The sequence below is a fragment of the Kitasatospora sp. NPDC050463 genome (assembly GCF_040655255.1).
Taxonomy (GTDB): Bacteria; Actinomycetota; Actinomycetes; order Streptomycetales; family Streptomycetaceae; genus Kitasatospora.
The window spans coordinates 12,709-39,558 of record NZ_JBFAJO010000079.1; the positions used below are offsets into that span (position 1 = coordinate 12,709).

Here is a 26,850-nt window from a genome sequence, read left to right on the forward strand (position 1 = left end):
AAGTACCTCGTACCGGGGCAGCCCGAAGCGAGCCGAGATCCCGTCCCCGTGCGGACGAGACAGGGAGACGGCGATGAAGGCCTACGTGATCGAGAAGTACGGTGACCAGTCCGCGGTGCGCGCCGCCGAGATGCCCGATCCGGAGCCGGGCGCCGACGACGTGCTCGTCGAGATCCACGCGGCGAGCGTCAACCCGCTGGACTTCAAGATCCGCGACGGTGCCTTCAGGAGGATCCTCCCGTACCGCCTCCCTCTCGTGCTGGGCAACGACCTCGCCGGAGTGGTGGTCCAGGTCGGCTCGGCCATCACCCGGTTCGCGGTGGGTGACGAGGTCTACGCCCGGCCCGACAAGGACCGCATCGGCACCTTCGCCGAACTCATCGCCGTCCACCAGAACGACCTGGCCCACAAGCCGGCCGGCCTCACCATGGCGGAGGCCGCCTCCCTTCCCCTGGTGGCCCTCACCTCATGGCAGGCGCTGGTCGAGAGGGCACAGGTCCGGCCGGGTCAGAAAGTCCTGATCCACGCGGGCTCCGGCGGAGTGGGCACCGTCGCCCTCCAACTGGCCGGGTACTTGGGCGCACACGTGGCCACCACCGCGAGCGCGGCCAACGCCGCCCTGGTCAAGGAACTCGGCGCGGACGTCGTCATCGACTACCGCACCCAGGACTTCGAGGAGCTCCTGGACGGCTACGACGTCGTCCTGGACACCCTCGGCGGCAAGACCCTGGACAAGTCGCTGCGGGTGCTCAAACCGGGCGGGAAGGTCATCGGCATCGCCGGGCCGCCCGACGCGGACTTCGCCCGCGAGCTCGGCGCGAACCCGATCCTGCGGCAGGCGATGAACGCGCTGAGCTTCAAGACCCGACGCCACGCCAAGCGCCGGGGCGTGACCTACTCCTTCCTGTTCATGAAGGCGAGCGGCGACCAGCTGCGCGACATCACCCGGCTCGTCGACGCCGGAGAGATCCGCCCCGTCGTCGACCGTGTCTTCCCCTTCGAGCAGACCCGCGAAGCCATGGAGTACGCCGAGAAGGGCCGCGCCAAGGCCGGCAAGGTCGTCATCGCGACCGTGTGAGTACCGGCCCCCGCCACGCCACCGACAGACCCCGGGCAGCGAGAGGATCCCGCCTCCCACCACCCCTCCCTTCCGCACCCCAGGAACCGATCATGAGCGCACCGCGCAGTTCCCCCACGCCCGCCCCGTCGTCGTACAAGGACGTGCCGACCCGTTCGGTGTCCGTACGCGGCGTCGACTTCGTCTACCGGCAGCTCGGCCCGGAAGGAGACGGCGTACCGCTGATCCTGCTCCACCACCTGACCGCAGTCCTGGACAACTGGGACCCCCGCCTCGTCGACGGACTCGCCGCCCGGCGCCGGGTGATCACCTTCGACAACCGCGGAGTCGGCGCGTCGGGCGGTTCCACCCCCGACACCATCGAAGCGATGGCCCGCGACGCGGTGCTGTTCATCCGAACCCTGGGCTTCGAGCAGGTCGACCTGATCGGCCTGTCGATGGGCGGCTTCATCGCCCAGGTCATCGCAGCCGAGGAACCGCAACTGGTGCGCAAGGTCATCCTCGCGGGAACCGGCCCCGCCGGAGGCCCCGGCATCGACAAGGTCACCGCACTCACCCTCCGGGCCATCCTGAAGGGCTTCCTGACCCGCAGGGACCCCAAGCAGTTCCTCTTCTTCACCGACACCGAACACGGACGACGCGAAGCACGCGCTTTCCTGGAACGGCTGCAGGAGCGCACGGACCGCCGCGACAAAGCCATCTCGCCGAGGTCGTTCCGCGCCCAACTGAAGGCCATCCACCGATGGGGCCTCCAGCCGTCGGCCGACCTGTCCCGCATCCGCCAGCCAGTCCTGGTGGCCAACGGCGAGAGCGACCGGATGGTGCCGAGCGAGAACACCCTCGACCTCGCCGCACGGCTGCCCCGGGGCGAACTCGTCCCCCTCTACCCGGACGCCGGGCACGGCGGAATCTTCCAGTTCCACGACGAGTTCGTGGCCAGGGCCCTCGCATTCCTCGAAGCACGGCCCGACGCCTGACCGCTGAGGCCGCATCCCCCGCCGTCCCGGGCGCGGCCGGGACAAGGCGGGCCCGGGACGAGCCAGTCCGCCCTCGATCAGACGCCCTCCTGTCCGTCGGCAGTCCCAGCGGCATCCCCGAGAACGCCCTCGACACCACATGCCGGATCCACCTCGCCACAAGCACGCCGACGCCCAACCTCGAAGTCAACCCCCGAAGGACTTACGACGTAGACCACTAAGGCCCGGCCTTCAGCGGTCACCGCCTACAGGCGGAAGCGGTGGCTTCCTTGGCTTGCCAGGAGGCACCAGGCGGTGGCGCCGGTGTGGAGAGAGGCGTAGTAGATGTCGCCTTCTGCGGTACTGAGGCCGTCGCTTGAGGCGGCGACCCAGCGGCTGCAGCAGGCGCGCCGAGGTGCCGCTGATCGTGGCCGGGAACCGCCCGACCATCGGGCTGGATCGCCCGTGGCCACCCTCGGCCCGGCGCCGTTCGGGGAGGCCCCGGGGCCGCCGCGGGGGTTGTCAGCGCCCCGGGCTATCCTTCCCGGCACCGCACACCGACCGTGAGGATCATCAGTAGTGACCGGCCTGTCCGCCTTCCCGCTTCCCTTCCAGAGCACCTGTTCCCCGGCGTTCACGACGCCCCGGACGTTGCGGGAGCTGCAGATGATGCAGTGCAGTTCGCACCTGCGCGCCAAGCCCGCGTGGTTCGACAAGATGAACGACGCCGACATCGCAGCCCGGTGGACGCAGGAGGCGGTGGCGCAGGGCATGACCGAAGCTCAGGTGCGCTACGTCCTCGCCGAGCTGGCGCACTACGCCGCCTTGCGGGACGCGCGCACCGGCATCGAAGTCTCCGCGGTCGACGGCGTCTGGCAGTCGGACACCCTCGTCGACGAGCAGCTCAGGACCCGGCTGCGCGAGGCGGTCCGGGTCCTGGAAGAGGCCCCCGAAGCGGCGCGGGACTGGCACCCCGGATCCGACGGCCAGGTGCTGGACCTCGTCCATCCCTCCCTGTTCTGTCTGGTGAGGGAGGCGAGCGGAGGTCCCGAGCAGGCGTGGCAGAACCCGACGAAGCACTACGCGAAGTACGAGTTCTCGGAGCGGTTCCAGTGGCTGCCCACGGACGTCGACGTCAGCGAAGACGGAGCCGTCGCCTTCCGCTCGTACGTCAACAACGTCCACCCCGAAGAGCACCGCGCACTGGAGTCCGTCCTGCCGGACCTGTTCGCGCGCCTGCGCCCGCTGTTCGAGAACGTGCTCACCGATCTGCGGCACCCGCGGCCCCTGCGGATCGAGGCCGACCCCTACGGCTGGTACGACTCCGAGCCGGAGTACCCGGACAAGTCGTCCTACCCCGACAACGACGCCTACTGGGAGGCCCGCGCCGCCTGGGACGAGGCGTACGAGGAGTGGTTCGAGAACCGCCACCCGATCGTCCCGGACGCCCCGGAGTTCAGCCCGCCCGCCCTGCCCGACGCCTCCGCCCGCATCGACCTGCGCGGCCGCCGCCTCCAGGTCATCGTCAAGCTGGCCACCGTCCACCTCACCCCGGACCAGCCCGAGTACGCCGGCGGTTCCTGGCACGTCGAGGGCATGCTGAACGAGCGGATCGTCTCGACCGGCATCTACTACTGGGACAGCGAGAACATCACCGAGAGCCGGCTGGGATTCCGCGCCGCCCTCGACGACCCGCGCTACGAACAGAACGACGACACCGGGCTGCGCGAGGTCTACGGCCTCGAGGACGAGGGCGCCCTGAACCAGGTGCTGGGCGCGGTACCGACCCCGGAGGGCCGCTGCCTGGCCTTTCCCAACGTCCTCCAGCACCGCGTGGACGCCTTCCGCCTCGCGGACCCGACCCGCCCGGGCCACCGCAAGATCCTCGCGTTCTTCCTCGTCGACCCGACGCAGCGGATCGTCTCGACCTCGGACGTACCGCCGCAGCAGCCCTGGTCCGACACCACGACCATGACGCTGGAGGAGGCCAGGACGTACCGCGAGGAGCTCATGCAGGAAAGGAAGTTCTTCGTGGGCGAACACAACGAGCAGCTCTACGAACGTGAGTTCTCCCTCTGCGAGCACTGAACCACTACGGCGGGGGTGCGGTACTCAGAACCCGTCTCCCCGTCCGAAGTCGACGTCGTACGCACGCCGGAGTGCCAGAGCGACCAGCTTTCCGGGTGGGGATTTCCTTGAGGGCGCGGACGCCGCGGACCTGGACCAGCAGGACCGGGACCGCTTCGCGTCCGCCGCCGTTCCTGTCCCCGAGGTGGTCGCCAGGGGAGTCGTGCGTCTGACCGACGAGCGCCGCTTCGACGTCCCCGTTGTGGTCGTCTGTCTCGAGTTCACCCCCGCCCAGGCCGAGGAGTGGATTGCCGCCGGTGAGAGTCCTGAGCTCGCCCGCGCTACCCACCGTGAGTACGTGGACCTCGACTCGGGCCACTGGCCGACGGCCACCCGCCCCCGCGAACTCGCCGGCATCGTGGCAAAAGCTGCCAACTACTCGGCGATCAGCCCGTGCTCGCGCCGGCGGCGGAAGAAGGTGTAGACCCGGCCCCGAATCGGGGAAGTCCGCGGGCATCGCCCGCCACGAGATCCCGCCCGCGACCAGGTGCGGATCGCACCCCCGAGCTACCAGGAGGCCATACTTCCACGCGCGGAAACCGCCGCAGTCACCCGATCGAGACTCCCGTTCGACCGACCGCCTTCGAGATCGGTACGGGCAACAACCACTTACGTGTCGGAATGCTGCGGCAGGGCGAGCCAGTCCGACCAGGAGATCTCACGGCCGAGGAAGCGCGGCTGCTCGAACGGCCAGTCGGCGGCGATCCACTGCGGCACCAGCGCGTCGAGGGCCTGCTCGACCTTGCTGCCCACCAGCTCGTCCACCACCCACCAGGAGATCTCGCCGTCCGCGCCGGCCCTCTCCGGCGGGTCGATGTAGACACAGCCGAGCAGAACTGTCTCCGCCGCGTCGAACAGAGCGTAGTTGAAGGACTGGTGCGCGGCGATCTCCTTCTCGTGCCGCAAAAGGTCGGCCTGGTCGGCCTCGTAGGTCATGGTGTCCGCGGGCCAGCCCCAGGCCGGGCCGAAAATGGTCCACAGCCGCTCGCGCGAACCCATCACAGCCGGATAGTCGAGCGGGGTGTCCACCTCCCGGATCGGCCGCAGGTGATGACCACCGCCCGGCAGCGGTACCAGGACGGGGTGGACAAAGTCATCGGGAAGCCAGCTCATGGCGCCCGACCGTAGCAGCGCGCGGCCGTCCGCGCCCCTGGATTTCCCCCGCATACCGCCAGGCTCTGCTCTCATGCCGGGCAGGGCCCGCGATCATCCGATCGAGACTCCCGTTCGATCGACCGACTCACGGTGGCGCAGGTTGCGGAGCACGACGTTGCCGTTGTCGAGCGCCTCCACCTGCCAGGTCTGCGCCTCGGCTTCGCTTTCGGAGGGCGGCAGGAGGACGATGCGCTCCTTGGTCCCGGGCAGGGTGAGCAGTTGCTCGTTGGGCTTGTTGATGCCGTAGGTACCGCTCGGTACGAGTGCCACGGGTGGGCTCCCCTCGGTCGTTCGGCGCCGGACGGCGCCGCGGATCGACGAATGGGGACGATTCAACCCGCGAAGGACCGGATGTATACGGACCGACACGAGTGCCGCCCCGGCGAGGTGCGGCGGCTGGACGACGGCCGTGATCCTGACCGATCGCTTCGGCCGGGCCGGGCCGGGCCGGGCCGGGCCGGGCCGCTAACCGCGTCGGGACCCGCGCGTGCGCCGCCACCGGCCGAGCAGGGTCCGCGCCGCGCCGACCCGGTCGGCCGGGGGCTCCGCGGCGGCCGACCGCTTCCGGCTGCTCGCGTACAGCAGGTTCCTCATCGCGCCGTCCTCCTGCGGCACGCAGTCCAGCTCGCGGAAGAGGAGGACGGCCTTGCCCGACGCCTCGACGGCCTCGTCGTACCGGTCCAGCTCCGTCAGGGCGAGGCCGAGGTTGGTGTACGCGACGGCGGTGCCGTAGCGGTCCCCGGTCTCCTCGAAGATCTCGGCCGCCCGGGTACCCAACCGGGCCGCCTCGTCGAACCGGTCCAGTTCCAGTAGCGTCGCCGCGCTCTTCTCCGCCGCCTCGGCCTCCCCGTGCCGGTCGGCGACCTCCCGGTAGAGGGCCGTGGCGGCGGCGTGCGAGGCGAGGGCCTGTTCGTGCTGCCCCATCGCGCGCCGGCACACACCGATGTTGTTGAGCACGTCGGCCTCGGACTTCCGGTCCCGGCTCCGCCGGAAGAGCTCGACGGCCCGGTCGTGCGCCGCGAGCGCCTCCTCGAACTCCCCGGTCCCGCGCAGGGCGCAGCCCAGGTGGTTCTGCGCGATGCCCTCGCCGTGCGGGTCGTCGCAGGCGCCAAGGATCCCGGTGGCCCGCCGGTGCTCCTCGGCCGCCTCGCGGGGGCGGCCCGAGGCGGCCAGGGCCATGCCGAGGTTGATCCGGGCCAGACCGGTCCCGTGCCGGTCCTGCGTGTCGAGGAAGGACTCGATGGCCGCGGTGTGGGCCTCGACGGCCTCGGAGAGCCGGCCGACGCGCTGGAGGCAGAGACCGAGGGTGTTGCGGGCGATGGCCTCGTGGTGGCGGTCGCCGATCGTGCGCGAGAGTTCCGCGGCCCTGCTGTTGGCCTCGGCGGCCTCGTCGATCTGCCAGGTCTCGAACAGCGCGCTCCCGAGATCGGTGAGGGCGGCCGCCTCGCCGTGCTGGTCCCCGTCCCGTCGTCCGATCTCGGCCGCGCGGGTGAACAGGGCGACGGCCTCGGCGAACTCGCGCTTGCCCGCCAGGGCCCGGCCGCGTGAGACGAGCGTATGGGCGTCCTCGTCGCGGCCGCCGTCCGGACCTCCGGTCTCGGTGGCCTCGGCGGCCTCGGCAAGGTCGTCGAGCGCCTCGTCGAACTCCCGGAGGTACGACAGGACGGTGGCGCGGTTGGTGAGTGCGGCGACGCGCCCGTGGTGGTCGCCGAGCTCGCGGTACAGCTCGGCGACCTCCGCGTAGAGCCGGACGGCCAGGTCCGAACGGCCGGCCTGGTGCCAGACCCCGGCGCTGTTGCCGGCCGCATCGGCCATGCCCTGCCGGTCGCCCGCTTCGTGGTAGAGGTCGGCGGCGGCCTGGTGCGCGCCGAGCGCCTCCGGGAACCGCCGTGCCCCGGCCAGCGCCGCGCCGTGGTTGTTCAGGGCGGCCGCCGTGCCCTCGTCGGAGCCGCTCAGCCGGTACAGCGCCACCGCGGTCATGCTGACCTCGATCCAGTCGTCCAGGTGACGTCGGAGCTTGAGGTACCGGGTGAGCACGAAGGCGAGCTGGACGCTGATGTCGGGCCGCCGCAGGGTGTGCGCGACCTTCACCGTCCCGACCAGGTTGGTCCGCTCGGTCTCCAGCCACTCCAGCGCGGCGGCGCGGTCGGTGAACCGGTCGGAGTCCCCGTCGGAGTCCCCGTCGCCGGGCGCCAGGAGGGTGTCCGCCGCCTCGGCGGTCCGGTGGTAGTGCTCGAAGAGCCGGCTGACGGCGTCGAGGGGCCGGTCCTGTTCGACCCGCGCGTTGCCCTTCTCCTGCGCGAACAGCCGGACCAGGTCGTGCTGGCGCCAGCGATCGTAGGAGGCCCCGTGCCCGATGAGGTGGGCGCGGACCAGGTCGCCCAGGAGGTCCTGGACGTCGTACGGGTTCTCGTCGAGCAGCCGGGCGGCGGCCTCGGTTGACACATCGGGGCCGGGGTTCAGGGACAGGAACAGGAAGAGCCGCGCCTGCTGCGGGGTCAGCTCCTGGTAGGAGAGTTCGAAGGCGGCCCGTACCGCTTTGTCGCCGCGCCGGCTCAGGCGGCCCAGCCGCCGTTGGGAGTCCTCCAGCGCCGCGCGCAGGTTGGCCAGGGGGCGGGCCGGGTCCTCGGTGAGCAGCGCGGTGGCGATCCACAGGGCCAGCGGCAGTCCGGCGCACAACTCGGCGAGCCGGACGGCCTCGGCGGGCTCCGCGGCGACGCGCCCGTCGCCCGGCCGGGCCGTGTCGAGGACGCGGTGGATGAACTCGACCCCGGCGTCCTGGTCGAGGACGTCCAGGTCGTAGAGGTGCTCGCCGAGGTGGAACGTGAGGGTCTGCCGGGAGGTGATCAGCACCGGGGTGCCGCCGTTGGAGGGCAGCAGTGGGCGGACCTGTTCGGGGCCCGCGGCGTTGTCCAGGACGAGGAGGACGCGCCGGCCGTGCTCGGCATAGCCGTTGAGGACGGTGCGCAGCAACGCGCTGCGGCTCTCCACCGTTTCCGGGATGTGCTCGATCGGGACGGCCAGGTGGCGCAGCAGCGTGTCCAGGGCCTGTTCCGGTGACTGGTGGTGCTCGCCGTCCTGGACCGAGAGGTTCAGGTAGAGGACCCCGCCGGGGAACCAGCCGGGCTCGGCCACGGCGCGATGGGCGGCCTGCAGCGCGAGCTCGGTCTTGCCGATCCCGCCGAGGCCGGTCAGCACGGTGACGGCCCCGCCCGAAGGGCCGCCCGCCGTAGCGCCCGCAGGCCCGGGCGCGAGGCGTTCGTGAAGCTCCTGCGCAGTCCGGTCGCGCCCGACGAACGTGGCGCCGGCCGGCGGCAGCCCGTTGGTCACGGGGGTCACCGTCGGTGGCAGCTTCAGCTCGACGTGCCGGCCCTGGATCACCGTTCCCACGATGAGCCCGCCGGTGATGTGGTTCTCCACTGACCCGCCGTCCACCAGGTACCCCCCGTGCCCGCCCCGCCGATACGGCGACACAGTAGGCCCAACCGGCCCTACTCAGAGGCGACTTCACCGGATCGGAGGAATCCGGGCCGGTCCGCCGGTGAGCGCGCGCCCGGGCGGGCGGAGGTTCCTGCTGCCGGTTCGTGTTACGGGAAGTGGGCGAACCCCTTGTCGTCGAGTTGGCTCGCGAGGGTATCCAGGGTCTCCTGGGGGACGTCGTCGAAGCCGTGCGCGGCGGGTGTCCGCCCGAGACCGTTGGTGGCCTGGAACGATGTCAGTGCCGCGCGCGTGCCGTTCCCGAACACACCGTCGAGGCCGTTGGGGTCGAAGCCCAGGTCCTCCAGGGCGGTCTGCACTCCGATCGCCAGGTTCAGCGGGACGGGGAAGTTCCCCGAGCGCATGTTGGCGTCGAGCTTCTGCGACGCGTCGAAGACCAGCTGGGTGAAGTCGCCGGGGGGCGGCGCGGCGTTCCATCCGGCGAGGGTGAACAGCAACCCGTTCCGGACGTTCCGGGGTACGACTCCCGGGTTTCCGAGTTCCGTCATCTTGCATTCGCGCGCCATGGTCAGCCAGTCCTGCGACGCAGCGGCGGCCTGGAACTGCGGGAACCGGAACAGCGGGCCCAGGGCCCACGCCATGCTGAAGAGGCCGAGCTGGCCGTCGGCCGGCCAGTCCGCCAGGTCGGCGAACGGAGGCCGTCCCTGGAGCGTGCTCTCGAAGCTTGCCAGCTTGCCCGCCACCAGGTCGTTGATCGTCTGATCGGTGATCCGCAAGCTGGTGATCTCCTCCTTCCTGGTGAGCGAGGCGGTGGCTGTGCCGCTGAACTTCACCGTCCGGTACTCCTGTTCGATCCCGGCGTGATCGGCGGACACCTGGGTGACCTTGTCGAGCCAGTCCAGGGTGAAGATGTCCGGCAGCGGGTGGGGATTGCTGCCGAAGTCGTCCGGGTCATCGGCGTCGAGCAGGTTTCCCACGCCGGTGGACACCAGGCTCTTCACATCCAGATACATGAACCGGACGCGCCCTTCCAGCGGTTCACTGAACGGGACGAAGGCGTCCTGAACGCTCTGATGCATCATCAGCTCCTCGTGTGTGCGTGTGGTCCGGCGGGAGCCGTCGAGCTCGCGCGTGCCGGATTCGGGCGGGCGGGGCCGGGCCGGCCTTCCGCCCGGCCGCTCCGGCGCACGGTCAGACGAACCGGCAGGCCGGGCCGCTGGACCCGGTGCACGGCCACGGGCCGGGGTCCTGAGGGGACGGACCGAAGGTACCGCCGGGACCGTCCATGATGACGACGTCCTCCTTCGCGGTGGCGGAGTCCTGCCTGCTCTTCGGGCGTCGGTCCCGAGCCGGGACGTCGTCGCTCATGACCACCAGATACGGCCGGTAGGGCACCCTGCGGTCGATCGGCTGCCGAATCGGTGGATTGTGTCGCATCACTGCGCCTCTCCTGGTCGGCGCACGCGGGGCGCGCGCCGGTGTCCGGTGCGACGGGGCCGCGCCCTGCGCGACGGCGCGGTCGGCGCGGGCCCGTCACCGGGGTGGGGCCGACGGCGGGGCCCCGGCCCCCGGCCGTCGACGCGCCTGCTGCCTCAGCCGCCGAACTACCACGGGAAGGTGATCGGCGGGAGTCCCGGGAGGGTGATCGGCGGGAGCCCCGGGAAGACAGGCGGTGGGATCTGCGGGATGGGGAGCCCGTGCAGGATGGTGTCGAAGATCGAGTCGGCCTCGACTCCCCGGGTGGTGCCGAGCGTGCCGGCCGCCGTCGCGCTCCGGTCGACGGGCGCCGCCGGTCGCGGCAGCCGCGGTGCGGGCGGGCCCAGGCCTGCCGCATCTCGAACGGTCCTGTTGGTCATGACTACGCTCCTCTCGGCCTCCTCGCCGGAGGCCCGAATCGTCGTGGGTGCGGTGGCTCGCACTCACAGTGCGCTGAGGACCGCCAGGACGAGGCTCGTCCAGTCTTCGGGCGAGTCGGCCTTGACGCCTCGGGGGGTGCCGGGCGCACCGGCCGTGGTCCTGGTTCGACATTCGACGGGCGCCACCGGTCGCGGTGGCCGCGGTTTCGGCGCCCCGGCCCCCGTCGAATGTCGAACGGTCTGGTGGACCATTACCGCCCTCCTTCGTCCGTCGCCTCCTGGGAGAGGCGCGGTTCGTCGGCGGCACTGTCGCCCGTGCCTCAACTGAACAATGACAGGAAGCCGTCGATGAGGCCGCCGATGGTGTCGCTCACGGAGCCGCCCAGGAAGTCGTCGACGAGGGCGGTGACCACCTCCCCGGCCATCTCCCCGGCGCTCCTGTCCGCTTCCACGCCCGGGCCGTCGCCGAGTGCCCCGGCGGGCCTGGGGCCCGCCCGGTGGACGGGCGGCGCCAGCCGTGGCAGCCGGGGGCCGGGAGGTCCGAGTGCGGCCGCGTCCCGCACAGCCTGGTCGATCATCACGGTTCTCCTGCCTTCCGGTCGAGCGTGCGCGGCACGGGCGCCGGGCTACCCGCCGTACCGCGCCGCGTAGCACATCTGGCGGGCCAGGCCGGGCAGGTGGGCACAGGTCGACCTGGCCGCCTCGGCGCCCGGTCCGGTCGGCCGGGACGGCGGCTCGTCGCCGCTGTTGCGGGCGACCGGGTGGGCCTGGACCGGGGGCCGGAATTTCGGGTGCCCGGGGTGAGTGTTCATGGCGGGTCTCCTCCTCACGGTGGGCTCAACGGGTCGGGTCGGGTCGACGCGATGCCGGGGCGGCCGCCTCACATGTCGCCGATGAACTGGTGGACCGGAGCCAGGGTGACCGGCAGTTCGTCGCTCACGTCGATGGTGAACAGATAGGTGACCCGGGAGCGCCGCTCGTCCTCCGGGTCGAAGAATCCGACGGCGACGTCCTGACAGTCCGAACCCAGGCGGCAGTACGGGCTCTTGGAGACGCGGACGTAGTCCAGCGCGTAGAGGCGGTCGTCCTTGCCCGGCACGTGTTTGGCGGAGAGCAGGCCCTCGCTGATCTGGCTGGCGAACAGGAACGCGTTGGTCCCGGCGTAGTTGAGGGCCCGGTCGGCGGAACTCTGCCCGAGGTTGCGGAACTGGTAGTAGATCTTGTCGAGCAGCGCACGGACGGTCTTGCGCAACAGCACCTCGTCGAACGCCTGGGCGTTGCGCTTCTCGGTGTCCTCCTTGACCGCCTGGAGCACCGAGTCGACCAGGTCGTTCTCGCTCCAGGTGTAGATGCCGCGGCTCTTCACCTCGACGACCGGGACGACCTGGCCGGAGAACAGCCGGACCGTGCGGTCGGTCAGCCGCCCGGGGACCGAGACCCGGGAGATGAAGCCGGGGTCGCTCACCCGCTGGGCCTGGCCGACGATCGCGTCCCGGAAAGTCCGGTAGACCGTCGACACCGGTGGCGTCGAGAGCTTGAGGAGCACCTGCACGAGCTCGTTGGGCCGCCCGACCAGCTGCTCCAGCTGCTCCAGCTGGTCCACGGTCAGGTCGGGGTCGAAGATCTGCGTGCTCCAGTCCATGCCGGTCCGGTCTCGCCCTCCAGCGCGTAGATCGGCGTGCTGTCCATGGTGAGCGTCCAGGTGAGCTTGTCGGACGCCCACGGGTTGCGCGCGAGGTAGTCGTACAGCTGCCTCGGGTCATACGGGTTCGCCGGTGTCTCGCTCTCGTGGCCGCCCACGCGGGCCCCGGGCACGGGGCCCATGTCCTGGCGGAAGCTGTCCCGGCGCGCCTCGGTCCGGAAGTCCGTCCCGATCTGCCCGATCGCGTAGATCAGCGGGTACTGGTCCTTGCCTCCCGAGCCGCACGAGGGACGCACTCCGCCGGTGCGACCGTCGGCGGCGGCCGCCGGCCGGGCCGGCGTGGTGACGCCGGGTGGCTCCGGCGGTGTCCGCGGCTCCCGGGCGGCGGCCGCGGCGACCTCGGACCCGGCGGGCTGCCGGCCGTCGCCCTGGCACTGGCAGGGCGCCGACGGCGCGACACCCCGGTCCGGGGCCGGCCCTGCGACGGCCGCCTGATCCGCGGGCGGCAGGTGGTCCGCGCCACCGGGCTCCCCGCCCGCGGCGGCGACGGTGTCGGGTGCGGTGACGACGGGCGCGCTCTCGGTGTCCATGATGCTGGCTCCCTCGTAGGATTCGAAGTGGCGGGTCCCGGGCGGCGAGGCCGCGCCGGCGGCGTCGGCCCCTGACCCGGGCGAGAGCGCCCGTACCCGGCGCGTCGTCGGCTGCGCGGGTACGGGCAGGGCCATGGGCGGACCGGCCGGCCGCGGCACCGGTGCCGGTACCGGGAGGCCGCCGGCCGATGCGTGGCCGGCCACGGCAGTTGTCGGATCGTCCCTCCGGGCGATGAGCGCGTACGCCCCGGCGGCGTCCAGGCGGCCGGCGAGTCCGCGCCGGCACCGGGGGGCGTCGGGGGCTGAGCAGTCGGGGGCCGTCGCGCCGCGCAGCACGGCCCGGCCCGCGGCCCGGGGGTCGGCGGCGTGCCCGGCGCGGAGCTGCGCGGCCACCAGGAGCGCGGCGACGCCGGACACCAGGGGAGTCGCGAAGCTGCTGCCGGTGAGGGCCAGGCGCCCGCCACCGGGTACGGCGCCCTCGATGTCCCAGCCGGGCGCGAGCACGCCGTTGGCCGCATAGGCCGCACCCCAGTTGCTCATCGCCAGGGGTTCGCCGTCGGGACCGGCCGCACCGACGGCGAGCACCGACGGCGAGCACCGACGGCACGGCCGCCGGCACCTGCAGACAGTCGCACCCGTCGTTGCCGACGGCCGCGACGACCAGGACCCCGCTGTCCTCGCACCGCCGGAGGGCTCGCTCCAGCATGGCGTCCACCTGGACGCCCTGGCTGGGCTCGCCACCACTGATGTTGATGATGTGGGCGCCCTCCTGGACGGCCCTTTCGACGGCCCGGGCCAGATCCAGCTGCGGAACCCGGCCGGGCGCCCCGTCCCGGAAGACCGGGAGTAACAGCCCGCGGCAGCGGGGCACGAGCCCCGCCACGGGACCGTCGGGTCGGCCGAAGAGCAGACTCGCGACGTGGGTGCCGTGCTGTGACATCGGGCCGGGTCCGGCCGGCTGCCCGACGAGCGTGTCCAGCCGGGTCAGGTCGGCGCCGGCGAAGCAGGGATGGGCGAGGTCGACCGGGCCGTCCAGGACGGCGACACACACCGCCTCGTCGCCCACCAGGAGGTCAGGGGGCAGCTGTAAGTCCTGCAGGACCGATCGGGCCTCCATACCGCATCACCCTTCTCCACGCCCGCACCCGGTGCCGGGGGGGTACGCCGCACCGGATGGCACCAGCCTCCGGCACGGCTGTGCGGCCGGTGCGCTCCGATACGTCAGCGCGGGCGTCGCCGTGCTGTCGCGGTGCCGTCCCCCCGGCGTACTCCGACCGCCGCGGCCGGCCGTCCGGTTCGCCCCGCCCGCCTGTGGCCCTGCCCGCGGGCGGCTGCCGTGGACGGTTTCCGCGACGGGCGGCCCACGGTGGCGCGACGCCCGCGCGACGCCTTGCGCGACACGTCGCCCCCTCGCTCCGACGGGCTCGCGGCGATCGCACCCACGAGACGACCCCGCACCCCGGGCGTGCCGCCGGCCCCTCCGGACCGCAACTGAGCGGGTGCGAGGCATCACCGAAGCCTGCACAGTGGAAGACATGGCGTGGAATGGTGCGGGCATTGAGCTGCTCGGAGGCTTCGAAGCCAGCTACGCCGGAGCCGGGGTCCCGCTGCCGGTCGGCGCGCGGCACCTCCTGGCGTTCCTGGCCCTGCACGGCGACGGCGTACTCCGCAGCACGGCCGCCGAGCAGCTGTGGCCCGACTGCACGCGGTGCCGGGCGGCGGCGAACCTGCGTTCCGCGCTCTGCCAGGGCCGCCGGATCGGGTCGGTGGCCGCGATCGAGAACGTCGGCCAGCGGCTGCGGCTCACACCCTCGACCCGGGTCGACCTCCACCGGGCGTGGACCAAGGCGCGGCAAGTCCTGTCCGGGCTCAGCCTGTTGCCTGCGGAGTGCGACGACGTCGTCAACGACCTCTGCGGGGAACTCCTGCCCGGCTGGGAGGAGCGGTGGCTGATGCTGGAGCGTGAGCGCTGGGACCAGACTCGCCTGCACGCCCTGGAGAGCCTCGCCCAGCGGCTGAAGAGCGAGGAACACTATCTGTCCGCCCTGCAGACCGCACTCGCCGCCATCGAGATCGACCCGGTCCGCGAGACCGCCCACCGGATCGTCGTCGAGGTGCACATGGCCGAGGGCAATGTCGCCAGCGCACTCAAGTCGTACCAGCACTACCGGGCGTTCCTGCAGCGGGAACTCAACGTCGCGCCCTCGCCCATGATGACCCGCCTGGTCCAGAACCTGATGTGCACCTAGGGCCTGTGCGATGTTGTGATCATTTGGGTGGTGGCACGAGGTCGTCCATCCAGATCATCGAGGCGCGGAGGTGAAGGCCTGTGAGGTAGCTCTCGAGCGTCTTGTCGAAACGGGTGGCGATGCCCCGCCAGGCCTCGAGTTCGTTGATCAGCCGTAGGCTGAGCCGGCGGGCTTCGGCCCGCCCGCGCGGTCCTCGTCCCCGATTCGGCATCGCGGCGCCCGGGATGGGGTTAGCCTGTCGACATGGTTGCAAACTACAAAGATGAAGTGGCCATGAACGACGCGGAGTTCGTCAGCGCCCCCGCCCTGGTCCTCCGGTCCCTCTCCCGAGATCCCGATCGGCCGGCCGTCACCACCGCCGACGGCGTCGGGATCACCGCCGGCGAGTTCGCCGCCGCCACCTACCGCCTCGCCCACGAGCTCATCGCCCGGGGCGTCACCCGGGGCACGACCGTCTCCCTGCTCACCGGCAACACCCCCGAGGCGCTCAGCGCCCGCTACGCCACCGGAATCGCGGGCGCCCGGGTGGTCAATCTGTACGACGGCATGAGCGCCCCGGTCCTCGCCGAGATCGTCACCAGCGTCGACACCGCCGTGCTGCTCGTGGACGCCGAACGGTACGCGACCGCGCCCGAGTTGCTGGCCCTGGTCGACGTGCCGACCGTCCTCACCCTGGGCCCGGGCCCGGAGGCCGTCGGCGAGGACGTGATCGCCGCATCGGCCCGCCGCCCCGCCGAGCCCCCGGCCGTGCGGATCAGCCCGGACGACGACCTGGGCATCCGCCACACCGGCGGTACCACCGGCGTTCCGAAGGGCATCCTCAGCCTGCACGGCCCCTACCGCAGGGCCTTCGACGTCCCGTTCGCCCCGGAGGGCGATGCGCCCCGCCTCCTCGTGGCCACCTCGCTCGCCCACCTCGCCGGTGTGCTCAGCGACCTGACGCTCCATCACGGAGGATCGGTGGTCATCCAGCGCTCCTTCGACCCGGGTGAAGTGCTGGCAGCCGTCGAGCGCGAGCGCATCACCGACCTGTGGGTCCTGCCGCCGCTGCTCTACCGGCTGCTGGATCACCCGGCGATCACCGACACCGACCTCTCCAGCCTGCGGCGCATCCTGTACGGCGGCTGTGTCGCCTCGCCGACCCGCGTCCGAGAGGCGCTCAAGGTGTTCGGGCCGATCCTGGCGAGCGGTTACGGGATGTCGGAGGCGCAGAACGTCGCCGCCCTCGCCCCGCAGGAGCACGACCGGGTCGGACACGGCGGCCGGATTTCCGTCGGCCGCCCCCTCCCGGGCGTCGAGGTGGTGATCCGGTCCGCCGGCGGGGCCGAGCTGCCGACCGGTGAGCAGGGCGAGATCCACGTCCGGTCGCGCTCCCTCATGGCGGGGTACTGGAAGCGGCCCGACCTCACCGCCGAGGTGCTGCGCGACGGCTGGCTGAACACCGGCGACATCGGGCACGTCGACCAGGACGGCTACCTCTACCTGGCCGACCGCCTCACGGACAAGATCATCGTGGTCGGCGGGCACGTCTACCCCTCCGAGGTGGAGGACCTGCTCCTCACCCACCCGGCCGTCGCCCAGTGCGCGGTGTTCGGCCTCCGCGACGCCCAGCAGACCGAACACGTCCACGCCGCGGTCGTCCCCGCGCCGGGCGGGCGCCCGGAGCTCGACGACGTCCGAGCCTTCGTCACCACCCACAAGGGGCGCATCTACGCCCCGGAGGCCCTGCACCTGGTGTCCGAGATCCCGCTCACCTCTGTGGGCAAGCCGGACAAGAAGCGCCTGCGCGACACCCTCGCGGGCTGACCCCGCCCGGGGAGTGGCACTGCGACCGACGCGGTCGCGAACGCCCCGACCCGGGCGCCTGCCACCGGGCGCGGGGGCACGGACGGCGGGGGCACGGTGCGGCGGGCCGGGGCACCTGGGGCGACGGTCGGGCCGACGCCGCCGTCAGGCCGCCGCTGGCCGAGGGCAGCGCCGATCGCCCGCGCGGACGGGCGACGGCCGCCTTCGCACCGGGGCGTCCTCCGTCACAGCGGAGTGAGGACGTCCTGGTGCGCCCCGTCGAGGACGAAGCCGTTGTCCCATCGGACCCGGACTGTCACCCGCTTGCCCTGCTCCCGGTAGGCGGCCCACTGCGGCTCCAGCACGGCGATCTCCGCCTCCAGCCGCTCCCGGCTCGCCACCGGCATGGTGTGCCCGTAGTCCTCGAACAGTGCCTTGAGTCGCTGGTACTCGCGGACCTCGTGGCTCTCCGGGAGTTCCCCGTCCACCCGCTCGACGGTGCCCTCCAGCCCGGCCCCCAGCGAGAGGAACCCGACGACGGACCCGGGCTCCCCGGCGACCGCCTCGCCGATCCCGACGTCCTCGGCCAACCTGACGCGCCGGCCTTCTTCCAGGGTCATCCGTCCACTGCCTCTCCATCGCTCGGTGCGGCCGGCCTGCGGCCCCGCACCATTATCCGGCGGGGCGTGCGGCGCACCCGCGCAGCCGGCCGACCGGTTCGGGGATCGGCTTCGACGTGCCGTGCGCGGCGCCGCACCCGCGAGGGCCGGCGCCGCGTGTGACGGCCGCGGGAACCGAGGTCTCGCCGCCACTCGTGGTGTGCGGGCGACGTCCTCCCCGGCGCGCCGGTCCCACGGTCGGCACGTCCGACTGGTGCACCGGTCCCGGGACATACGCAGGACCACCGCCTCATGCCGGCGGCGCGGTGAATTCCTAACGTGGGAGCACACGTTGAGCACTCGGTCCGGTGAACCGGCCGATGCTCCCCGCGCACCGGGCCGGGCTCTTCCCGGCTCGCGTGTTCCGACCGAGAACCACCGGAGGTCCCAGATGAGTTGGAACCGATTCACGCTTGCGTCGGCCGGCGGCGCGTCGCTGTCGAGCCGGGTCGCCGCGGTCTCCCGGATCGACGGAAGCATGGAGGTCTGGTGGGTCGCCTCGGACGGCTCGGTCCAGGGGGCGTACTGGTACGAGGGGTCGCCGTGGCGGCGCTACCAGCTCGCGCCCCCCGGCAGTGCCTCCGTCAACGGCGGCATCGCGGCTGTCTCCCGGATTCCCGGCAGTATGGAGGTCTGGTTCGTCGGGGCCAACGGTTCGGTGCAGGACCGGTTCTGGTACGAGGGCAGCACCTGGCAGGGGTTCGAGCTCGCCCCCGCCGGTAGTGCCTCCGTCAACGGCGGGATCGCGGCGGTGTCGCGGATCGCCGGCAGTATGGAGGTCTGGTTCGTCGGGCCCGACGGTTCGGTGCAGGACCGGTTCTGGTACGAGGGGAGCACCTGGCAGGGCTTCGAGCTCGCCCCCGCCGGTAGTGCCTCCGTCAACGGCGGGATCGCGGCGGTGTCGCGGATCGCCGGCAGCATGGAGGTCTTCTTCGTCGGCGGGAACGGTTCGGTGCAGGACCGGTTCTGGTACGAGGGCAGCACCTGGCAGGGGTTCGAACTCTCGCCCCCGGGAAGCGTGTCCAGCACGAGCGGTGTCGCGGCGGTCTCCCGGATTCCCGGCAGTATGGAGGTCTGGTTCGTCGGGCCCGACGGTTCGGTGCAGGACCGGTTCTGGTACGAGGGGAGCACCTGGCAGGGGTTCGAGCTCGCTCCCGCCGGCAGCGCCTCCACCCACACCGGCATCGCGGCGGTGTCGCGGATTCCCGGCAGTATGGAGGTCTGGTTCGTCGGGCCCGACGGTTCGGTGCAGGACCGCTACTGGTACGAGGGGAGCACCTGGCAGGGCTTCGAGCTCGCTCCCGCCGGCAGCGCCTCCGTCACCAGCGGCATCGCGGCCGTCTCCCGGATCCCCGGCAGCATGGAACTCTGGTTCGTCGGCGGCGACGCCTCCGTTCAGGACCACTTCTGGTACGACACGTCGAGCAAGAACTTCGACCAGGACGTCACCACCGACATCGCCATCGGAGGCTCGGCGCACGTGGTGATGCGCCAGGACGGCTTCTTCTCGTTCAGCACGCACGCGCACGACAGCGGTTTCGACAACATCGACTACACGATCAGCGCCGCCGTGATGACGCCGGACGGGACGGTGTTCACCTTTCAGCACTCCGGCCACACCGAGGGCACCGTCGCCGGCCTGCCCTTCGGGACGCCGGACCGCAACGACGACTTCTCGTTCGTGGGCAACAACCCGCAGATCACCGAGAAGTGGGAGGGCATTCTCAACGGCACCTTCAAGGCCGACCTGGACGCGACGGACACCCTCGCGGCCGGTGTCACGGGAGCCCTCGGCGACCTCGTGAAGGCGATCGTGTCCGCGGCGGGCAAGGCCGCGGCCGAGGCGGTCATCAAGCTCGTGTCCTGACCCCGGCCGGTTGCGCCGGCAACCGGCCCCGACTCGCGTGACCGGCCCCGACCCGGGCCGCCGGCCCGGCTCCGATCCCAGGAGCCGGGCCGTTACGCGTGCCGCCCGGATCCTCCGCGGGCGGCGACCTGGTCCCTCGGAGGTCCATCGGAAGTCCGGAGGAGCTCCGTCGGCGTCCCGAGACCAACGAGACGCCGCCGCCGAGATCCTAGGCGCGGTGGTACTGCACCGGGGCGGCGACCTCGCCGCCGAGGGTGGTGGCGGCGTGGCGGGCCCAGTACGGGTCGCGCAGCAGCTCGCGGCCGAGCAGGACGGCGTCGGCCCTGCCGTCGGCGAGGATCTGCTGGGCCTGGGCGGGGTCGGTGATCAGGCCGACGGCCGCCACCGGCATGCCGGTCTCGTTGCGCACCGCCTCGGCGAACGGCACCTGGAAGCCCGGGCCGGCGTCGATCCGGGCGTCCGGGACGAGACCGCCGGTGGAGACGTCGAGCAGGTCCACGCCGTGGGCGTGCAGTTCCTTGGCCAGTCGGACGGTGTCCTCCGAGGTCCAACCCTCGCGCTCGTCCTCGGGATTCTCGGTGAGCCAGTCGGTCGCCGACGCTCGGAAGAATATCGGCAGTTCCTCGGGCCACACCGCGCGGACGGCGTCGACGACCTCCAGGGCGAAACGGATCCGGCGCTCGAAGGAGCCGCCGTAGGCGTCGGTGCGGCGGTTGGTGTGGGGGGAGAGGAACTCGTGGATCAGGTAGCCGTGGGCGCCGTGGATCTCGACGACCTGGAAGCCGGCGTCGAGCGCGCGCCGGGCGGCGTCCGCGAACTGCCGGACGATCTCGCCGATCTGCTCCGCGGTGAGCTCCGCCGGGGCGACCCGGGTCGAGTCGAAGGCGACGGCGCTGGGCGCGACGGGCTGCCAGCCGTGGGTCTCCTCCGGGGCGAGGGCGCGGCCGCGGTCGACCCAGGTGCGCTCGGTGGAGGCCTTGCGGCCGGCGTGGGCGAGCTGGATGGCCGGGATGGTGCCGTGCGCCGTGAGGAACGCGGTGATCCGGCGGAAGGCCTCGGTCTGGGTGTCGTTCCACAGGCCGAGGTCGTAGGGGGAGATGCGGCCCTCGGGGCTGACGGCAGTGGCCTCGGTGATGATCAGCCCGGTGCCGCCGGCGGCGCGCGCCGCCAGGTGGGAGAAGTGCCAGTCCGTCGGGACGCCCGCCGCCGCGCCGTCCGGTGCGGCGCTGTACTGGCACATCGGTGGCATCCAGATCCGATTGGGCACGGTCAATGACCGCAGGGTGTAGGGAGTGAAGAGGGTGGTGCTCATGTCGGACTCCTGGTCGGGTCGGCGGGCGGAGAGGAGACGGACCGCAGGTGATTGCAGGGGCAATCTATGCTGAGACAATAGTTGCATGCGCGCCACAATCACAACTGCCAATCGCTCCGCCGCCGTTTCCGCCAGCGTCTTCGCCGCCGTCTCCGCCGCTTCTCCGCCACCGGGAACCCCGAGCGCCGCCCTGGGCGCCCGCCGCGCCTGTCGGCGCGCGCGGCACAGCACCAGGACCTGGGCGGTGTTACCGGTCGGGTCCTGGTGCCGGTCGGGTGCGGTCAGCGGGCGGGATGCTCGCGGGACGGTCCGGTCGTGCGACCGTGCTCGGCGGCCGAGGCCTGTTCCTGCAGCAGGGCGGAGATCTGGTTGACGTCGTCGAAGATGCCGATGAAGCTCTCGATGTCGCGGCTGGCCGCGCCGGTGACGCCGATGTAGAAGAGGTGGAGGCAGCCCCCGTCCGTCTGCAGGTAGCCGGCCTCCTCCTGGGCGCCGACCGCGATCCGCTGGTTGAGTTCGTCGAAGCCCAGGATGGTGCCGGGCTTGGCGAAGACCTTGCCCTTGGCCGGGCAGTCCGTGGTGCAGGAGATCCCGTTGCTGCCGTCGACCCCCAGGATCGGCAGGGACATCCGGAAGGCGTCCGCGTCGGGGGTGCCCAGCCAGTAGGCGAGGAGCTGGTCGAGGCCGATCGGGGTGGCCCGGTCCGCCGCCACGCCGCCGCGTCCGTCGGCGAGCTGGAACTGGGTCGGGTCGACGTGGGCGACGTCGCTGAGGAAGGCGTGCTCGGTTCGGAAGGCGTCGAAGCAGTCGCCGCTGCCCCGCACGACAGCCATGTTGCACAGGGCCAGGTTGGCGCCCAGGTTGTGGCTGACCTTCAGGATCAACTTGGCGTACTGGCTGTACGGCGGCGAGACGTACGCGGCCACCTGCGGGTCGCCGTCGTAGGAGGCCGGCAGCGCGTCCTGGCGGTTGGGACCGGTCGGATCGGCCGTGACGGCGACGCCGACGCGGGCGAGCGCCTCGATCAGTGCGGTGCGACCGAAGTCATTGGGGTTCTGGATGTCGGAGATCCGCAGCAGGGGCTGGGCGTCGGCGGCGATCGTGCCGGACAGGGAGATCCGGGTGCCGTCGGGGGAGGCGGCGACCTGGACGTTCGTCGGACCGCCGGCCTCCACGGTCTGAACGGTGGAGGTGACCTGGTAGGGGGCGACCTGCGGACGCCAGGTCAGCTGGGCGGGCTGCCCGGCCGAGGTGGGGGTGGTGAGCAGGTCGATGAGGTTGTCGTTGATGATCAGCGGGGTGGGCTGCGGGTCCAGCGCCGGGGGAGTGAACAGCCGGGCGTCGACGATCACGTCGCCGTTGACCTGGGTGATGCCCGCGTCGCGCACCTGGCGGGCGATCTCGTTCAGCCCGGCGAGCGGGTTCTCCGGGGTGAGGCCGGCTCCGGGCAGGCTGGCCTCCGTGTGGTCGATGTTCGTGTAGTCGACGGAGCCGTCGGGCTTGGTGCGCCCACCCATCGTCAGATCGCCCTGGGCGACCAACGCCAGGTTCCCGTTCAGGGTCGAGCCGTCGCGGGTGCCGGTGGCGATCACGGGCGTGGTGAAGCGGTGGTCGGGGCTCAGGGTGTGCCAGGCCGAGGACATGGTGACCAGCTTGGTGGTCGAGCCGGGGATGAAGAACTGGTTCGCGTTCCTGGAGTGGATCACCTCACCGGTCGCGACGTCGATCTCCAGAACGCCCCACTGCGCGTGCTCGTAACCGGGCTTGTGCATGATCGCCTCGATGGCGGCCCCGAGGTCGTCGTCCTGCGCCGCCGCGGTCGGACCGGTGACGACCGTACCGGCCACGGCCACGAGTGTCGCACCGGCAGCGGCCCAGGACCTCAGCCTGCCGCGGATGGTCGGGCTCATGCGTACCGCCGTTTCTGGGGTTGAAGAACCCCGGGTAGAGGTGGCCCGGCCGAAGAGACCTGGGGCGAGGTCGGCCTGCGTCGCACGGGCAGCGGGCCCCCGGCCACGATCCGCCGAGGCGCTCACGGCGGAATCGTAGGGAGCCGAACCACGCATGTCCCGCTGCCCGCGGCGCGCTGACGGCGTGTGGGTCCGATGTCATCCGGTCGGAGGATCACAGGGGCCACGGGCAGGGCCGGACGCCGGCAGTCGGCCGCCGGCGGGCCGGGCGCCACCCTCGGGGCCGCGGGTCGGAGAGCACCGCGGCCCGAGCGCGGGCCGCGAGAGTTCAAGATCACACCGGCTGAGGTCGAACCGGTGGCAGGGCCGCGAACCCCGGCCCGGCCGCCGGCCGTAGAAGGGAGGAGGAGTACGGACCAGCCGAACCAGTCTGCGGGAGTGACCGATGCCGAAGTACCGAGGCGCCCACCGGATCACGGTGACCGGCGTACAGGCCGAGTGGCCGCAGCGCGCCGTGGTGATCATCCGGGGCGGTGGCACCGTTGTGGTTCCGGGAGTCCTCGGCGCCAGCGAGCTGATCGATGCCGAGGACTGGGACCTCGCCGTCGAGTACGAGTACGAGGGTGTCTGGGGGCCCAGTGTCCGCGCTGTGGTGGGCCGGTGGGAGGACCGCGGCGGCGTCCGCAGCCAGGTGGTCCGCTGCACCGACCGCGACGGGGTGGGAAATCCGGGCGGCCGCAGCCTGGTGCTGCGGATCGACCGGGAGGACCCGCGCCCGCCGGCGGCACCCGAGCCCGCACCCGCGTCCCGATGGTCCACCACGGAGTCGGCCGGCCGTCAGGAGGACCCGGGCCGGGGCCGCGTCCGGATCACCACCTCCGGCTCCGGCTCCGGCCTCCAGCCGAGCCGAACCTCCGACACGTCCACCGGTTCCGGCGGCTTCACCACCGCTTCCGGGGGTTGGCCCGGACGTAGCTCGTAGCGGCCGAGCAACGGTGCGGCCGGGGGCGTGCCCGCCCGTCACCCGGGCGGGACCACCCTTCCAGGCCGTGCCGGGCCCCCGCGGACAGCCGTCCCGCCCCGCCCGCCGCTCCGGGCGCGGGACGGCGTCTACCACTCGTTGACGGCCTGTCTACCCGTGCTGCATAGCGTCCTTCTCTGTACACGGCCCGACCCCGGGCCGTCGCCGAAGGGAGAACTCTCGTGCTGCGCAAAACCCGTGCCCTGCTGACCGGTTCGGTCGCCGTCCTGGCCCTCAGTCTCACCTCGACCAGCTTCACGGCCAACGCCGCCGGTGACCAGAGCGGTATCGACGCCTGCGCCCGTGAGGCCAAGTTCGCGGGCTTCGCGAAGGACAAGTCAGGGGAGGGCCGCAACGACGACGCGATCTACGCCGTGGCGATCGCCATGGCGGAGTCCGGCTGCGACCGCCTGGCCGTCCACACCAACCTCCCGACCGACCCCGACCCGGGCACCAAGGACCTCGGCGCCTGGCAGATCAACGAGCGCTGGTACCCCGACGTCCACTACCACGACGCCGCGGTCGTCACCCCCGAGAACTGGCAGGACATGGGCTGGTCGGCCCGCAAGGCCTTCGCGATCGACAACGACGGTACCGGCCGCGGCTGGGCCTCCTGGGCGGCCTGGCACCTGGGCACCTACCAGCAGTACCTGGGCCAGGCGCGCGACGCCGTCTACCGCGTCTGGTAGTGACGCCCCGGCGCGGGTGAGCACCTGAAGTACCCGCACCCGCCCGGCCGCCCCTGCTGCCCCACCCGGCAGCAGGGGCGGCGTGCGTCGACGGCCCGAGAGGAGGCGGCAGGTCGTCCGCGACGCCCACGCCGCCGGGCGCTGACCCTCGTGGTACCTGGGCAAGACCTGGAGCCAGACTCCTCTCCACAGGGAGAGGGCCCCGTCGTACTCCTCGCGGGGGCGTCGTGATCGTGACCTGAGCCGTCCGCACGGCCACCTCTCCTGGCTGCGCGAGCCACGGGCTCGGTCCAGAGACCGAGGTCCGCGCGGTGAGCCGGGGCCACGAACTGCTCATCGGATGTCGGGCCACCGAGCCCTCCTACTTAGGTCGCGGCGTGCCCCGCACAGGCTGAGGAACCGGGCGGACAGCGGTACCACGAGGCCCTGCTCTCATGCCCGACACCCGCCGCAGTCGCTCGATCGATGGTCCCGCTCGACCGGCACCCCTCAAGATCGGACGGCCAAGCCGCTGATAATCCAAGCGCTGTCCACCGCGCTCGTGTCAGGATGCTCGGCATGTCTGCTCGTGCACTGAGCTTCGGCGCGATCGCGGAAGCCTACGAAAGGTTCCGGCCGGGGTATCCCACGGAGCTGTTCGACCTGGTGATGACGTACGCGGGCCGGCCGGTCCGGACGGCCCTGGAGATCGGTGCAGGGACAGGCAAAGCAACCCGCCTGTTCGCTGACCACGGGGTCACGGTCACGGCGACGGAGCCCGACGCCGCCATGCTCGCCGAGCTGAACAAGACCGTGCCCGCGAACGTGACGACCGTGCGGGCCGCCTTCGAGGACCTGCGGCCAGGTGAAACCTATGGGTTGGTCTATGCGGCGGCGGCCCTGCACTGGACACGCCCGGAGGGTCGGTGGTCAAGAGTGTCCGCGCTACTGGAACCGGAGGGCGTGTTCGCCTCATTCGGCGGCCCGGTTCAGCTGGCCGACCCAGCCGTCGCGGAGTCTGTGCGTGCGGCGCGGGCGCCGTTCCTGGAAAGCGACGAGGTTGCCTCTCCCGACGGGACCGCTCCTGATGAGGACATGCAGTGGCCGGGTACGGAGCTGCAGAGGTCTCCATTGTTCCTCGACGTTCAGCAGACCGTCATCACGCGGCGCCTGACGATGAGCGCTCCTGACTACGTCGGCCACCTGTCGACCGTCTCGGCGTATCTCCAGCTGCCGCACTCGAGGCGACAGCAGGCGTTCGACGCGATCACGCGTGCCCTGCCTGAGACAGTCGAGATCGCCGCCGACATCATCGTCCATCTCGCGCGCCGGCGATCCGAGTAGGGGCGACACTCCTTCTTGGGAGCCACCGCGGTCACCCAACGCTGAGACTCCCGTTCGAGCGACACCGCTCAAGACCGGAACGACAACAGCCACTTACTTGCATGCGGCTGGCGTGAGAGGCGGAAAGGGGGGATGCCGACGCTTCTTGGAGGCGTCGGCATCCCGGGGCAGGCCGGTCGCCCGGTGAGATTGTCAGCACTCACAGTTCAGCGGACAAGAAGTAGGTCTGCCGTTACTGAATCCTGATCCGCTGGTACAGATCGTGACGAGACATCAGCTCTCGGGGCTGTGGCGTCGTCATTGAGGCGGAACCGGTCCCGGCCGCAGCCCTCGCTCGGCCCAGGCCGCCAGCAGGTGCGGTACGGCCTCGACGGTGGTCTGGCGGCCATGGTCGTGCATCAGCACCACGCCGCCCGGCGGTTCGTCCCGGGCGGCGCGCACGATGGACTCGGCGTCGGCGCCCGCCCAGTCACGGGTGTCGGTGGTGCACAGCACCTCGGTGAGTCCGAGTGCCTCCGCAGCGCCACGCACCCGGGCGTCGGTATCGCAGTAGGGCGGGCGGAACAGGGTCGGATAGCTGCCGGTCATTCGGTGCAACAGCTGCTGCGGCACCTCAAGTTCGCGCTGCAGCGCGTGGTCGTCGAGGCCCGGAAGGTGCGGATGGGTGTGACTGTGGTTGCCCAGCCACATCCCGGCCTCGTGCAGGGCGCGCAACAACTCCGGGTGACGGACGACCTGTTCGCCGCACACGAAGAAGGTGGCCCGGACGCCGGCCCGGGTCAGTGCGTCGAGCAGGGCGGGCGTGCTGTCGGGATGCGGGCCGTCGTCGAAGGTCAGGGCCACGGTGCTCATCGGTGCTCCCTCGGCATGAAGGGGGGCGTCGCCCCGGAGCATCGGGAGCCCGCCGTCGCTGGGTCAACTCACCGTACACACATGTCTGTTTACTCAGCCACCGTGCACCTGGTCCTGACCCGCCACCGGTTCGCCCGCCTCTCGTTCATCGAGACCGCGCCACCGGTCGGCCGGTACGACGCTACGAACGCCGCGCACCGGGTGGGTCGGAGGGCGTCGTCATCTAGACCCAATACCAGTGACTTTAGGATCGCTGATGGTAGGCTGCCTGCCCAGGAGGTGCCTGGATGCCACGCCCTGGGCAGGTCAAGCCGGCGACGGACGAGCGACTGTCGGACCGG

Annotated in this window: 22 protein-coding genes and 3 pseudogenes; 10 read left to right on the top strand and 15 right to left on the bottom strand. The window is 71.8% G+C overall.

Features of this window, described 5'->3' with window-relative positions:
• Positions 1 to 73: 73 nt before the first annotated feature.
• The 4 genes and pseudogenes from AB0J08_RS33890 to AB0J08_RS33905 all read left to right on the top strand — a co-directional run.
• Positions 74 to 1,078, top strand: a complete 1,005-nt coding sequence (locus AB0J08_RS33890) for an NADP-dependent oxidoreductase (protein ID WP_360641758.1) — start codon at positions 74 to 76, stop codon at positions 1,076 to 1,078.
• Between the two features lie 92 nt (positions 1,079 to 1,170).
• The gene (locus AB0J08_RS33895) at positions 1,171 to 2,055 is read left to right on the top strand and encodes an alpha/beta hydrolase (protein ID WP_360641759.1); all 885 of its coding nucleotides are present in this window, start codon (positions 1,171 to 1,173) and stop codon (positions 2,053 to 2,055) included.
• Between the two features lie 558 nt (positions 2,056 to 2,613).
• Positions 2,614 to 4,122, top strand: a complete 1,509-nt coding sequence (locus AB0J08_RS33900; RefSeq protein WP_360641761.1) for a DUF4246 domain-containing protein — start codon at positions 2,614 to 2,616, stop codon at positions 4,120 to 4,122.
• A 109-nt stretch (positions 4,123 to 4,231) separates the two neighbouring features.
• Positions 4,232 to 4,585 (top strand): annotated as a pseudogene (locus AB0J08_RS33905) (hypothetical protein); the annotation flags it as partial.
• 185 nt (positions 4,586 to 4,770) lie between these two features.
• On the opposite strand, the gene AB0J08_RS33910 reads toward AB0J08_RS33905, so the two are convergent.
• The 10 genes and pseudogenes from AB0J08_RS33910 to AB0J08_RS33955 all read right to left on the bottom strand — a co-directional run.
• Positions 4,771 to 5,274, bottom strand: coding sequence for an N-acetyltransferase (locus AB0J08_RS33910; RefSeq protein WP_360641763.1), 504 nt, complete (start codon positions 5,272 to 5,274; stop codon positions 4,771 to 4,773).
• A 93-nt stretch (positions 5,275 to 5,367) separates the two neighbouring features.
• On the bottom strand, positions 5,368 to 5,586 hold the full coding sequence (locus tag AB0J08_RS33915) for a hypothetical protein (RefSeq protein WP_360641765.1): 219 nt from the start codon (positions 5,584 to 5,586) through the stop codon (positions 5,368 to 5,370).
• 195 nt (positions 5,587 to 5,781) lie between these two features.
• Positions 5,782 to 8,736, bottom strand: coding sequence for a tetratricopeptide repeat protein (locus tag AB0J08_RS33920; protein ID WP_360641767.1), 2,955 nt, complete (start codon positions 8,734 to 8,736; stop codon positions 5,782 to 5,784).
• A gap of 167 nt (positions 8,737 to 8,903) precedes the next feature.
• Positions 8,904 to 9,833: a peptidoglycan-binding protein gene (locus AB0J08_RS33925; RefSeq protein WP_360641769.1), complete on the bottom strand. Its 930-nt coding sequence runs from the start codon at positions 9,831 to 9,833 to the stop codon at positions 8,904 to 8,906.
• Positions 9,834 to 10,358: 525 nt separating this feature from the next.
• Positions 10,359 to 10,610 (bottom strand): hypothetical protein, encoded by a 252-nt coding sequence (locus tag AB0J08_RS33930; protein WP_360641771.1) that lies wholly within the window; start codon positions 10,608 to 10,610, stop codon positions 10,359 to 10,361.
• A gap of 320 nt (positions 10,611 to 10,930) precedes the next feature.
• Entirely contained in the window at positions 10,931 to 11,188 is a 258-nt protein-coding gene (locus tag AB0J08_RS33935; RefSeq protein WP_360641773.1) for a hypothetical protein, read from the bottom strand.
• A 48-nt stretch (positions 11,189 to 11,236) separates the two neighbouring features.
• Positions 11,237 to 11,422 carry a hypothetical protein gene (locus AB0J08_RS33940; RefSeq protein WP_360641775.1) on the bottom strand — a complete coding sequence of 62 codons (186 nt, stop codon included), beginning with the start codon at positions 11,420 to 11,422 and terminating at the stop codon, positions 11,237 to 11,239.
• Positions 11,423 to 11,490: 68 nt separating this feature from the next.
• Entirely contained in the window at positions 11,491 to 12,252 is a 762-nt protein-coding gene (locus AB0J08_RS33945) for a hypothetical protein (protein WP_360641777.1), read from the bottom strand.
• On the bottom strand, positions 12,216 to 13,427 hold the full coding sequence (locus AB0J08_RS33950; protein ID WP_360641779.1) for a S8 family serine peptidase: 1,212 nt from the start codon (positions 13,425 to 13,427) through the stop codon (positions 12,216 to 12,218). Before AB0J08_RS33950 ends, AB0J08_RS33945 begins: the two co-directional genes overlap by 37 nt.
• Positions 13,426 to 13,959, bottom strand: a pseudogene (locus tag AB0J08_RS33955) (S8 family serine peptidase); the annotation flags it as partial. The pseudogene AB0J08_RS33955 and the gene AB0J08_RS33950, both read right to left, overlap by 2 nt.
• 418 nt (positions 13,960 to 14,377) lie before the next feature.
• Between AB0J08_RS33955 and AB0J08_RS33960 the strand changes: the two are divergent.
• Positions 14,378 to 15,091, top strand: a complete 714-nt coding sequence (locus tag AB0J08_RS33960; protein WP_360641782.1) for a bacterial transcriptional activator domain-containing protein — start codon at positions 14,378 to 14,380, stop codon at positions 15,089 to 15,091.
• Between the two features lie 19 nt (positions 15,092 to 15,110).
• On the opposite strand, the pseudogene AB0J08_RS33965 reads toward AB0J08_RS33960, so the two are convergent.
• A pseudogene (locus AB0J08_RS33965) lies at positions 15,111 to 15,245 on the bottom strand (IS5/IS1182 family transposase); the annotation flags it as partial.
• 119 nt (positions 15,246 to 15,364) lie between these two features.
• Between AB0J08_RS33965 and AB0J08_RS33970 the strand changes: the two are divergent.
• Positions 15,365 to 16,897, top strand: a complete 1,533-nt coding sequence (locus tag AB0J08_RS33970) for an AMP-binding protein (protein ID WP_360641784.1) — start codon at positions 15,365 to 15,367, stop codon at positions 16,895 to 16,897.
• 224 nt (positions 16,898 to 17,121) lie between these two features.
• Here the strand turns inward: AB0J08_RS33970 and AB0J08_RS33975 are convergent, their stop codons facing one another.
• Entirely contained in the window at positions 17,122 to 17,496 is a 375-nt protein-coding gene (locus tag AB0J08_RS33975) for a hypothetical protein (protein ID WP_360641786.1), read from the bottom strand.
• A 430-nt stretch (positions 17,497 to 17,926) separates the two neighbouring features.
• Between AB0J08_RS33975 and AB0J08_RS33980 the strand changes: the two genes are divergently transcribed.
• On the top strand, positions 17,927 to 19,402 hold the full coding sequence (locus AB0J08_RS33980; protein WP_360641788.1) for a hypothetical protein: 1,476 nt from the start codon (positions 17,927 to 17,929) through the stop codon (positions 19,400 to 19,402).
• A gap of 208 nt (positions 19,403 to 19,610) precedes the next feature.
• Here the strand turns inward: AB0J08_RS33980 and AB0J08_RS33985 are convergent, their stop codons facing one another.
• Together AB0J08_RS33985 and dacB are read right to left on the bottom strand one after the other, a co-directional pair.
• Complete coding sequence (locus tag AB0J08_RS33985; RefSeq protein WP_360641790.1) at positions 19,611 to 20,714, bottom strand: NADH:flavin oxidoreductase/NADH oxidase; 1,104 nt, start codon at positions 20,712 to 20,714, stop codon at positions 19,611 to 19,613.
• Positions 20,715 to 20,995: 281 nt separating this feature from the next.
• Positions 20,996 to 22,624, bottom strand: a complete 1,629-nt coding sequence (gene dacB / locus AB0J08_RS33990) for a D-alanyl-D-alanine carboxypeptidase/D-alanyl-D-alanine-endopeptidase (RefSeq protein WP_360641792.1) — start codon at positions 22,622 to 22,624, stop codon at positions 20,996 to 20,998.
• Positions 22,625 to 23,069: 445 nt separating this feature from the next.
• Between dacB and AB0J08_RS33995 the strand changes: the two genes are divergently transcribed.
• From AB0J08_RS33995 to AB0J08_RS34005, 3 genes are all read left to right on the top strand, one after another.
• Positions 23,070 to 23,606 (top strand): hypothetical protein, encoded by a 537-nt coding sequence (locus AB0J08_RS33995; protein ID WP_360641794.1) that lies wholly within the window; start codon positions 23,070 to 23,072, stop codon positions 23,604 to 23,606.
• Between the two features lie 221 nt (positions 23,607 to 23,827).
• Positions 23,828 to 24,334 (top strand): hypothetical protein, encoded by a 507-nt coding sequence (locus AB0J08_RS34000; protein ID WP_360641796.1) that lies wholly within the window; start codon positions 23,828 to 23,830, stop codon positions 24,332 to 24,334.
• Between the two features lie 558 nt (positions 24,335 to 24,892).
• A complete protein-coding gene (locus tag AB0J08_RS34005) occupies positions 24,893 to 25,657 on the top strand; it encodes a class I SAM-dependent methyltransferase (protein ID WP_360641798.1) in 765 nt (254 codons plus the stop codon).
• A 297-nt stretch (positions 25,658 to 25,954) separates the two neighbouring features.
• Here the strand turns inward: AB0J08_RS34005 and AB0J08_RS34010 are convergent, their stop codons facing one another.
• Complete coding sequence (locus AB0J08_RS34010; RefSeq protein ID WP_360641800.1) at positions 25,955 to 26,509, bottom strand: polysaccharide deacetylase family protein; 555 nt, start codon at positions 26,507 to 26,509, stop codon at positions 25,955 to 25,957.
• Positions 26,510 to 26,850 lie beyond the last annotated feature (341 nt).